This is a genomic window from Thiolapillus sp., from assembly GCF_048562965.1.
Classification (GTDB): domain Bacteria; phylum Pseudomonadota; class Gammaproteobacteria; order Chromatiales; family Chromatiaceae; genus Thiolapillus; species Thiolapillus brandeum_A.
Genome location: NZ_JBHNMF010000082.1, coordinates 1 through 9,820 on the forward strand (window position 1 = coordinate 1; position 9,820 = coordinate 9,820).

At 60.0% G+C, this 9,820-nt stretch carries 9 protein-coding genes; 8 read left to right on the top strand and 1 reads right to left on the bottom strand.

The window, feature by feature from the left end; all coding sequences use genetic code 11:
• Positions 1-248: 248 nt before the first annotated feature.
• Complete coding sequence (locus ACOCD2_RS06610; protein ID WP_293646078.1) at positions 249-590, top strand: hypothetical protein; 342 nt, start codon at positions 249-251, stop codon at positions 588-590.
• A gap of 30 nt (positions 591-620) precedes the next feature.
• Positions 621-2,057, top strand: coding sequence for a metal ABC transporter solute-binding protein, Zn/Mn family (locus ACOCD2_RS06615; protein ID WP_293646076.1), 1,437 nt, complete (start codon positions 621-623; stop codon positions 2,055-2,057).
• A gap of 21 nt (positions 2,058-2,078) precedes the next feature.
• Here ACOCD2_RS06615 and ACOCD2_RS06620 read toward each other — a convergent pair whose 3' ends face one another.
• Positions 2,079-2,441 (bottom strand): hypothetical protein, encoded by a 363-nt coding sequence (locus tag ACOCD2_RS06620; RefSeq protein ID WP_293646074.1) that lies wholly within the window; start codon positions 2,439-2,441, stop codon positions 2,079-2,081.
• Between the two features lie 156 nt (positions 2,442-2,597).
• Between ACOCD2_RS06620 and leuS the strand changes: the two genes are divergently transcribed.
• The 6 genes from leuS (at position 2,598) to ACOCD2_RS06650 (ending at position 9,712) form a co-directional block, all read left to right on the top strand.
• Positions 2,598-5,147 (top strand): leucine--tRNA ligase, encoded by a 2,550-nt coding sequence (leuS, locus tag ACOCD2_RS06625; RefSeq protein WP_293646072.1) that lies wholly within the window; start codon positions 2,598-2,600, stop codon positions 5,145-5,147.
• Positions 5,144-5,656, top strand: coding sequence for an LPS assembly lipoprotein LptE (lptE, locus tag ACOCD2_RS06630; RefSeq protein ID WP_293646070.1), 513 nt, complete (start codon positions 5,144-5,146; stop codon positions 5,654-5,656). The genes leuS and lptE overlap by 4 nt, the downstream gene beginning before the upstream one ends.
• A gap of 4 nt (positions 5,657-5,660) precedes the next feature.
• Positions 5,661-6,686 (top strand): DNA polymerase III subunit delta, encoded by a 1,026-nt coding sequence (gene holA, locus ACOCD2_RS06635; protein WP_293646068.1) that lies wholly within the window; start codon positions 5,661-5,663, stop codon positions 6,684-6,686.
• A gap of 31 nt (positions 6,687-6,717) precedes the next feature.
• Positions 6,718-7,986 carry a glutamate-5-semialdehyde dehydrogenase gene (locus ACOCD2_RS06640; RefSeq protein WP_293646066.1) on the top strand — a complete coding sequence of 423 codons (1,269 nt, stop codon included), beginning with the start codon at positions 6,718-6,720 and terminating at the stop codon, positions 7,984-7,986.
• A 68-nt stretch (positions 7,987-8,054) separates the two neighbouring features.
• Positions 8,055-8,684, top strand: coding sequence for a nicotinate-nucleotide adenylyltransferase (gene nadD, locus ACOCD2_RS06645; RefSeq protein ID WP_293646064.1), 630 nt, complete (start codon positions 8,055-8,057; stop codon positions 8,682-8,684).
• Between the two features lie 2 nt (positions 8,685-8,686).
• Positions 8,687-9,712 carry a hypothetical protein gene (locus ACOCD2_RS06650; protein WP_293646062.1) on the top strand — a complete coding sequence of 342 codons (1,026 nt, stop codon included), beginning with the start codon at positions 8,687-8,689 and terminating at the stop codon, positions 9,710-9,712.
• The last annotated feature ends 108 nt before the right edge of the window (positions 9,713-9,820 follow it).

Here is a 9,820-nt window from a genome sequence, read left to right on the forward strand (position 1 = left end):
CCCGGAAATTTCATGAATTCGCGTGATGCTCGTGCAGGAGATTGTTTTCACGGGGGATTTTCTGAAGGCGTCCCGTATCCGTGATTACGGGCAACTGAAGAAAATTTCTTGTGGAAACAATAAACAAGCGAGGGCGCGTGAAATTCATGAATTTTCCGGGTCAAGGCTTTTGCCTAAAATCAATACGCTTCGGGGTGTACGGCGCTATACTGCGCTTCATTTCCGGCTTTGATTTTCCTGTTCCCGACATGAAAAAGTTATTCCTTGTTCTTTGCGTTCCTGGGTTGTTCGTCTCCTCTGCAGGGGCCTCTCCGCTGGAGAAAGGCCAGATTCAGGCGGTAAAGGAGGTGGGAAACCTGAACGGTGTTGCCCTTAACTGTCGCTTTTTCGATCAGGCAAAGCGCATCAAGCAGATCATGATCGACAACCTGCCCAAACAGCGGGAACTGGGGCAGATCTTCGAAGACGAGACCAACGCCTCTTTCCTGCGTTTTACCAGGGCGGCAAAGCCCTGTCCCTCTCCGGTGGAGTTTGCCGAGCATGTAGGTGAAGCAGAAGAAGCGCTGAAGCAGGCCTTTCCTGTCAATTGAATCTGAACGGATCACCGATCCAGGTTGCCCATGAACACACTTACCCGCGTACAAAAACTGTTTGTTTGCCTGATCCTGATGTTGCTGTCTTTTTCGTTGCAGGCGGAGGAAGGCGAGCTTCGCGTTGTGGTCAGTATAAAGCCCGTGCATTCCCTGATGGCTGCTCTGATGAAAGGCGCCCGCCCGCCGGATCTGCTGGTTGGCAAGGGTGAGATCCCCTATGGCTGGGAGCCCTCGCCGGAACAGAAAAAGCATATCGAACAGGCAGATCTGGTGGTCTGGGCAGGGCCGGAGCTGGAGAGCAGTCTCGAACCTGTATTGCAGAACCTGACAGAAAAACCCCGGCTGCTGACGCTGCTGGACAGTCTCGATCTGAAGATTCTGCCATCACGCTGGAACGAAGCCGAGCGCGATCCCTACTTCTGGCTGGATAGCCGCAATGCGCTGATTCTCATCGATGTCCTGACCAAGATGCTCATGGACATGGACTACAGCCGTGCGCATCTTTATAAACGCAACCGTGACGCACTGTTCAAGAAAGTGGCGAAGCTCGACCGGCGTCTGGAGTATGGCTATCGCGGACTCAAGGGCGGGGTGGTGCTGGCCTACTATGACACCCAGCAATACTTCGAGCAGGCCTACGCGCTGAAACTGGGGGGTGTACTCTCCCCTTCGCCCCGGGTGCCGGTCAGTGCCGCCACGCTGATCAAGGAGCGCAACAAGCTCAAGGAGGGCTGGTATGCCTGCCTGCTGACAGAAGCGAAGATGAAGATGCCGGAGCTGCAGCTGCTCATCAGTGGCGTAGACATCAACAGGGTGGAACTGGACAGTTTCGGCAGCACCCTGGAGCCGGGGGAAGACCTCTATCTGCAGCTCATGGATCACAATACCAGCCTGATCAAAGGCTGCATGCAGAAAACTGCCGGGGCGCTGTCGCAAGATGCCGCCACCGCGGATGAGGCAGCGGACAACCAGCAGGCCAACATCGGCGGACGGTTCATGCTCACGGACGAGAATGGAAAAATGGTCACCCAGGACGACATGAAGGGCAAATACCAGCTGCTCTATTTCGGTTATACCTATTGTCCCGATGTGTGTCCTACGTCCCTGAGCGTCATGATGACAGCGCTGAAAAAGTTCGACCCGGAAGCCAGGCGCATCCAGCCTTACTTCATCACCGTGGACCCTCAGCGGGACACTCAGAAGATCATGGCCGACTATGTGCATTACTTCGGCAAGAATCTCATCGGCTTGCGTGGCACCCAGGCCATGACAGACAGGGTGATCAGGGAATTCGGCGTGGTTGTGGAAAAGGTGGTCGAAGATCCCTCAAAGCCGGAAAAATATCTCATCGATCACACGGCCAGTCTCTATCTCATGGCGCCTGACGGGCGATTCATCACCAGGTTCGCCCACGGCATTACGTCGGATCAGCTGGTGGAAAAGCTGAAGGAGTACATGAAATAGTCCTCCCGGGGAGGGGATAGCCTATTGAATCGCCGGGTTTCCGGTTTCTCTCACAAACCGACCAATGACCTGTCCCTGCTGACGCAGTTCGCCCACACCATCCTCTCCGACGGTAAACACGAAGCGCTCATGGGACTCGGTGTCGGTGGACGGTGTGCAGTCGAGGTTGGCTGCGTGCGAGCTGGCGCCATTCCAGAAGCAGTGCCACAGGGCGGGTTTGACTCTGGTGCTGCTGAACACGGCTTTACCTTCGTAGGCCAGGGTCATACCCCTGATCCCCAGCGTATTTTCGCCCTCGGCTTTCCAGACGCCTGCGCCCGGGTGAGGTGAGCAGGCGGCGAGTGACAGGATGATGAGAGGAATTGTTAACAGTCGCTTTTTCATGCCGGGGCCGGGAAATCACAAATGGAAACCGGCAGGTTACCCCCTGCGCCGCCTGCTGTCACCCGCAGCTGCCCTTCCAATCGCAAATCCTCAATTTATGTATCTGTCCCGGTGCTGTATCCTTACAGGATTGTATTTCGCATAATGCCAATCATCATGGATCAGCCCTACGACCCGAAAATCATCGAAGCCGAAGCCCGTGCTCACTGGGAGGAAACCCAGGCCTTCAGGGCGAGCGAAGACCCTGCGCGGGAGAAATTCTACTGCCTGTCCATGTTTCCCTATCCCAGCGGTAAGCTGCACATGGGCCACGTGCGCAACTACACCCTGGGTGACGTCATCGCCCGCTATCAGCGTATGCTGGGCAAGAACGTGCTCCAGCCCATGGGCTGGGATGCCTTCGGCCTGCCGGCGGAGAATGCCGCCATCAAGAACAGGACGGCACCGGCAAAATGGACCTACCAGAACATCGCCAACATGAAGGAGCAGCTCAAGGGGCTGGGCTTCGGCTATGACTGGGAGCGGGAGTTCGCCACCTGCCAGCCGGATTATTACAGGTGGGAACAGTGGCTGTTCACGCGACTCATGGAAAAGGGGCTGGCTTACCGCAAGACCGCCACGGTGAACTGGGACCCGGTGGATCAGACCGTGCTGTCCAACGAGCAGGTCATCGACGGTCGTGGCTGGCGTTCCGGCGCCCTGGTGGAGAAGCGCGATATCGAACAGTGGTTCCTCAAGATCACCGACTACGCCCAGGAACTGCTGGATGATCTGGAGCAGCTGGACCAGTGGCCCGAGCAGGTGGTCACCATGCAGCGCAACTGGATCGGCCGTTCGGTGGGCGTGGAGATGTCTTTCGATATCGAGGGCTGGGACGAGCGCCTGGACATCTTCACCACCCGCCCGGACACCCTCATGGGCGTGACCTACGTGGCCGTGGCGGCGGAACACCCCCTGGCCCTGCAGATTGCCAAATCCAACCCGGAGCTGGCGTCATTCATCGAAGAATGCAGACAGGGCGGCGTTTCCGAGGCGGAAATCGAAACCATGGAGAAGAAGGGCTTTGCCCTGGGCATTCATGCCCTGCATCCTGTCTCCGGCGAGCCCGTGCCTGTGTATGCGGCCAATTTCGTGCTCATGAGCTATGGCACCGGCGCGGTCATGGCCGTGCCCGCCCACGACCAGCGGGACTGGGAGTTCGCCGAAAAATACGGTATTCCCAAGCAGCAGGTCATTTTCCCGGCGGACGGCAGCAAGGCGGGTATCGAGGAAGCCGCCTACACGGAAAAAGGCGTCCTCGCCAGTTCCGCGCCCTTCGATGGCCTCACCTCCGAAGCGGCCTTCGACGCCATCGCCGCCTGGCTGGAAGAGCATGAAAAGGGCGGCAAGCGGGTCAATTTCCGCCTGCGTGACTGGGGTGTGTCCCGCCAGCGCTACTGGGGTTGTCCCATCCCGGTGATCTACGACGCCGGGGGAGACGCCCGCCCCGCCAGCGATTTTCCCGTGATCCTGCCCGAAGACGTGATCGTGGACGGTTCCGGCTCGCCCCTGAAGAAAATGCCGGAATTCTATGACCTGGGCAACGGCGAGCGGCGCGAAACCGATACTTTCGATACCTTCATGGAATCGAGCTGGTATTACGCCCGCTACTGCTGTCCGGACAACGATCAGGCCATGCTGGACGAGCGCGCCCATTACTGGCTGCCCGTGGACCAGTACATCGGCGGGGTGGAGCACGCGGTGCTGCACCTGCTGTATGCGCGCTTCTTCAACAAGCTCATGCGCGACGAGGGCCTGGTGAACTGCGACGAACCTTTCACACGCCTGCTCACCCAGGGCATGGTGGTGGCCGACACCTATTACCGGGAGAACCCCGACGGGTCGAAGGAATGGTTCAACCCCGCTGACGTGGAAATCGAGCGGGACGAAAAGGGCCGGGTGATACGCGCCGTGCTCAAGTCCGACGGTCTGCCCGTTGAGCATGGCGGCGTGGAGAAGATGTCCAAGTCCAAGAACAATGGCGTGGATCCCCAGCCCCTCATCGACCGTTACGGCGCGGACACGGCGCGGCTCTATACCATGTTCACCGCCCCGCCGGAGCAGTCCCTGGAATGGTCCGACGAAGGGGTGGAGGGTGCCTACCGCTTCCTGCGCCGCCTGTGGAACCTGGCCCTGGAGCGGGCGGATGCCATTCGCAGTGCCGGAGACGGTGCATTGCCCGACGATGAAACCCTGCGCAGTGCCCGCAGGGAGATTCACAGCATTCTGAAAAAAGCCCTGTTCGACTATGAGCGACAGCAGTTCAACACGGTGGTTTCGGCCTGCATGAGCATGGTCAATATCCTGGCCAAGACGGAAAATACGCATCTGCTGCGCGAAGGCATGGGCATCGTGCTGCGTTTGCTGGCGCCCATCGCGCCCCATATCAGTCACAAGCTGTGGCGTGAGCTGGGTCTTGGCGAGGATGTGCTGGTGGCAGGTATGCCGCAGGTGGACGAGGACGCCCTGAAACAGGACAGCATCGAGTACGTGGTGCAGGTCAATGGCAAGGTGCGGGGCAAGGTCAGCGTGCCTGCCGAGGCGGCAAAAGAGGCAGTGGAAAAAGCCGCACTGGAGAACGACAATGCAAAACGCTTTATCGGCGGGGCCACGGTGCGCAAGGTCATCGTGGTGCCGGGCAAACTCGTGAACATCGTGGCGAAATGATGGGCAGCCGTAACAGGAAGCCAGTCGCGGCTGGCGGGCTGCTGGCACTGGTCCTGCTCCTGTCTGCCTGTGGTTTTCATCCCCGCGGCGAGAGCGCCCGTCCGGCAGCCGCCATCAGCCCCGTTTATATCACCGGCCTGACGGACCGCAATCCGTTCGTGCAGGAGCTGATTCACCAGCTGCAACTCAGTGGCGTCAGCATCACTTCCACAGAGGATGATGCTGCCACCATCCTGCACCTGGGCAGTCTGAAGCAGCAGCGCAACGTGTTTTCCGTGAACGCCAATAACAAGGTGGTCGAGCACGAGATCACGCGCAGCCTGCATTTCAGCGCCGAACATCCGCCGGGGAGCCGGGTGATCGACAACCAGGAGCTCAGCACCCGCTATATCGTCTACAATCCGGGCGGCGAACTGCTGGGACGCACCCGCGAGGCCGAGCTGCGCAAGCAGGACGCCTACCGCGAACTGGCGCAACGCCTAGTGACCCGCCTGAGCAAGATCCGCTGATGCCATGCGGCTGCGCCAGGAACAGCTAGACGCCCACCTGGCCGGCAATCTCGCGCCTGTCTATGTGGTGACGGGAGACGAACCCCTGCAACTGGGCGAGACGGCAGACGCCATTCGTGCCGCCGCGCGGCAGGCCGGTTACCTCAGCCGCGAGATATTCGAAGCCGATGCGCGCTTTGACTGGAACCGTCTTGGCGAAGAGGCCAGTGCCCTGTCCCTGTTCGCCGAGCAGAAAATCATCGATCTGCGCCTGCCCACCGGCAAGCCCGGCACTGTCGGGAGCAAGGCCCTGGTGACCTACTGCGAAAACCTGCCCGCCGATACGCTGTTGCTGCTCACCCTGCCCAAGCTGCCTCTCACCAGCAAATGGATGAAGGCACTGGACAAGGTGGGGATGATCATCCAGGTCTGGCCCGTGGATGAGCGCCAGCTGCCCCGCTGGGTACAGCAGCGTATGCGCATGGCCGGATTGCAGGCCGAAGCCGGCGTGGCGGAAATGCTCGCCGAACAGACCGAAGGCAACCTGCTGGCCGCCCGGCAGGAGATCGAGAAGCTGGCCCTGCTGTTCGGCAATGAAAGAATCACCCAGGCCCAGGCAGCCGCTGCCATATCGGACAGCTCCCGCTTCGACGTTTATTCCCTGGTGGATGCTGCCCTTGCCGGTAAGACGCGGCGCAGCATCCGTATCATCACGGGTCTGAAGGCAGAAGGTATTCCGCTGCCGGTGGTGCTGTGGGCGCTGGCACGGGAAGTGCGTACTCTCAACGCCATGGCCCAGGACATCGCCGCCGGTGCATCCGTTCAGCAGGCCCTGGGGCGGGCGAGGGTATGGAAGAACCGTATCCCCCTGGTCAGCGCCGGACTCAAGCGCCTGGATGCCCGCCAGTGGGCGCATTTGCTGCAGCAATGCCAGTTGGCGGATGCCACCATCAAAGGTGCGGCCCCCGGCGATCCCTGGCTGTTACTGGAACAGATTGCCCTGGGAATTGCCGGAATTTCTGCGCCAGGGCAGAAATTGATAAACTACTGAACAATTCACGAAACTTCACCCGGAACAACAGATGAGCATTACCGATGTAACCGCGTACATGCAGGAAGTGGGCGGCAAAGCCCGCGCTGCCTCACGTGCCCTGGCGGCCTCCAACAGTGGACAGAAGAACCAGGCGCTGCACAGCATCGCCGATTTGCTGGACGCAGAGCGTAATACCCTGGCGGCGGAAAATGAGAAGGATCTGGCTGCCGGCAGGGAGAAAGGCCTGTCTGAAGCCATGCTCGACCGGCTGGAGCTGACACCGGCGCGCATGGACAGCATGATCGAAGGTCTGCGCCAAGTCGCCGCGCTACCCGATCCCGTGGGCGAGATCTTCGACATGAGCTACCGCCCCAGTGGCATACAGGTAGGGCGCATGCGCGTACCCCTGGGCGTGGTGGGCATCATCTACGAATCCCGGCCCAATGTGACCGCAGATGCGGCCGCCCTGTGCCTCAAGTCCGGCAACGCCACGCTGCTGCGCGGTGGCTCCGAGGCCTTCCATTCCAACCAGGCCATCGCCGCCTGCATCCGGCAGGGGCTGGAACAGGCAGGCCTGCCGGGTGACGCGGTGCAGGTGATAGAGACCACCGACCGGGAGGCCGTGGGCACCATGATTGCCATGCCCGAATATATCGACGTCATCATCCCCCGGGGCGGCAAGGGACTGATCGAGCGCATCAGCAAGGACGCCAGAGTGCCGGTGATCAAGCATCTCGACGGTATTTGTCATGTATTCGTGGATGACGAGGCGGACCCGCAGAAGGCCTTCGATGTCTGCCTGAACGCCAAGATCCAGCGCTACGGCACCTGCAACACCCTGGAGACACTGCTGGTGCATGACACCATCGCCGAAGACTTTCTGCCTGTCATGGCCAAAGCGTACACCGAAAAAGGTGTGGAGCTGCGCGGCTGCGAAAAGACCTGCGCCATTCTGGGTGAGGACTGTATATCCGCTACGGAAGAAGACTGGGATACGGAATATCTCGCCCCCATCCTCTCCATCCGCGTGGTGGATGACATGCAGCAGGCCATGGATCATATCGAGGAACACAGCTCCCGCCACACCGAGAGCATCATTACCGAGAACATTACCAAGGCGCGGCGTTTCCTCCAGGAAGTCGATTCCAGCTCTGTAATGGTCAATGCCTCCACCCGTTTCGCCGACGGCTTTGAATATGGTCTGGGCGCGGAGATCGGCATCTCCACGGACAAGTTCCACGCCCGGGGCCCCGTGGGGCTGGAAGGCCTGACCTCGGTGAAATTCATCGTTTTGGGGGATGGGCATATTCGCACCTGAGCAGGTGATGCGGTTCGTGCCTCACCACATCCTACGGATTGTGCCATACAGGAACATAGGGAAATCTCATGATCGGCATCTTCGGCGGCACCTTTGACCCCATACACAACGGCCACCTGCGCACGGCCCTGGATGTGTATGAAGCACTGGCCCTGGATGAGCTGCGCTTCATCCCCCTGGGCCGGGCGGTGCACCGTGATCAGCCGCAAACCCCGGCGGCAACGCGGCTTGCCATGTTACAGGCGGCTATCGGGGGGCAGGCGGGCTTTACCGTCGATGAGCGTGAGCTTAACCTTTCCAGGCCTTCCTACAGCGTGCATACCCTGCAGTCGCTAAGAGCGGAACTGGGTAACGAAGTACCTCTTTGTCTGCTGATGGGCAGAGACGCTTTTCTGGGTTTTGCCGACTGGCGTCAGCCGGAGAAGATCCTGCAGCTCGCGCACCTGGTGGTGATGGACCGCCCCGGTCATGGCTTGCCCGAGGCGGGAGCTTTACATGACCTGATGCAAGGCCGGGTGACCCGTGAGGTCAGCGATTTGAGGGGAGCACCCGGCGGTTATATCCTGTTCCAGCCCGTTACCCGGCTGGATATATCCTCCAGCGACATCCGCGCCAGGCTGGCCCAGGGGCGGTCTGTACGCTGGCTGGTTCCCGAGACTGTGCGGGTGATTCTTCAGGCCGGATCAGCTGCTGCATAGCCATGGACGCTGGTGAGGAATGGCAATCCGCCCGGTTGCATACAAGCGCCAGAATACTGCGGGGTTTACGAACCGCTGTCTCCGACCTGGAAGCCGTAGCGGGGATTCTCGATGACATCAGCAATGCCTGTCGCCGGGGATTTTTCACGCCGGGTGAGGACGAACGGCTGTGGGCATGGTTTGCAAGTTTCCTGAGCGTTCGGGAAGGCCTGTGGGAAATTGTGGATGGCGTTTCAGACGATCTCGGCCATGATCTTTGCCAGATTCAGACCCGGAATGAATGGCGGCTGGCGGTGCTGGGATTTACCGCCGCCGCGCTGCTGGTGCGTATGGACAAACTGTTGGTCGGGCAGGTTGCCCGAAACCCCCCGACCCAGCGCAAACTCAACGAAGCCTGCCCCCTGCATCGGATACCGCGCAAGCAGTACACGCGTATTTTCGAGTCGCTCACCAATCCCGACAATGTACTGCTGGTACTGCAGGCGCTGAATTTTTCCAGGAGCAACCGCAACAAGCTGGTTGAACTGATCGACGATGAAGCGGTGGGTGAGTTCGTGCGGGCATTGCCTGAGCTGGAACACTCCATCGATCCGGGAATTGTCCGCTACCTGTTCCGTCGTTTGCGCTACCACTGGCATGCCCTGCGGCGTCGGGGAGCGTCGGCGAAGCAGAAGTCGGCTTTCCACTTGCTCGAAGCCAGTGGACGGATGGTGGCAGAGATTGTCGACAGCGGTTTACCCAACCGGGTAGAGGCTGTTATCGATCAAATAGAGAAGATTGTGCGGCCCGGTGATGTCCTCATCACCCGCCACGACTTTGCCGCCAGCAATCTGTTCTTGCCCGGATTCTGGCCCCATGCTGCCCTGGTTATCGGAACCGAGGAAGACCGGGCGCGCATGGGTGTGGAAGTTAGCGAAGGGCAATGCAAACGCTGGCGGGGAGACAAATGCGTCCTCGAAGCCGACAGGGAAGGTGTGCTGTTCCGCTCGCTTCGGCAGACCCTGGCGGTGGATTCTCTAGTCGAGTAGATCGGCCATTGCTGGCTTTCACCCTCACAGAACCGGACGTGCGGATTTCCCGCATCCGGCTCTTCCGAGCAGGTCACCCGGATTGAGCGGGAGCCAATTGTCTGGGCG

What these genes read in the sequence shown, in the direction of transcription:
- ACOCD2_RS06610 (WP_293646078.1), top strand. Translation starts at nt 249, where the DNA reads ATGAAAAAGTTATTCCTTGTTCTTTGCGTTCCTGGGTTGTTCGTCTCC.
- ACOCD2_RS06615 (WP_293646076.1), top strand. Translation starts at nt 621, where the DNA reads ATGAACACACTTACCCGCGTACAAAAACTGTTTGTTTGCCTGATCCTG.
- ACOCD2_RS06620 (WP_293646074.1), bottom strand. Translation starts at nt 2,441, where the DNA reads ATGAAAAAGCGACTGTTAACAATTCCTCTCATCATCCTGTCACTCGCC.
- leuS (WP_293646072.1), top strand. Translation starts at nt 2,598, where the DNA reads ATGGATCAGCCCTACGACCCGAAAATCATCGAAGCCGAAGCCCGTGCT.
- lptE (WP_293646070.1), top strand. Translation starts at nt 5,144, where the DNA reads ATGATGGGCAGCCGTAACAGGAAGCCAGTCGCGGCTGGCGGGCTGCTG.
- holA (WP_293646068.1), top strand. Translation starts at nt 5,661, where the DNA reads ATGCGGCTGCGCCAGGAACAGCTAGACGCCCACCTGGCCGGCAATCTC.
- ACOCD2_RS06640 (WP_293646066.1), top strand. Translation starts at nt 6,718, where the DNA reads ATGAGCATTACCGATGTAACCGCGTACATGCAGGAAGTGGGCGGCAAA.
- nadD (WP_293646064.1), top strand. Translation starts at nt 8,055, where the DNA reads ATGATCGGCATCTTCGGCGGCACCTTTGACCCCATACACAACGGCCAC.
- ACOCD2_RS06650 (WP_293646062.1), top strand. Translation starts at nt 8,687, where the DNA reads ATGGACGCTGGTGAGGAATGGCAATCCGCCCGGTTGCATACAAGCGCC.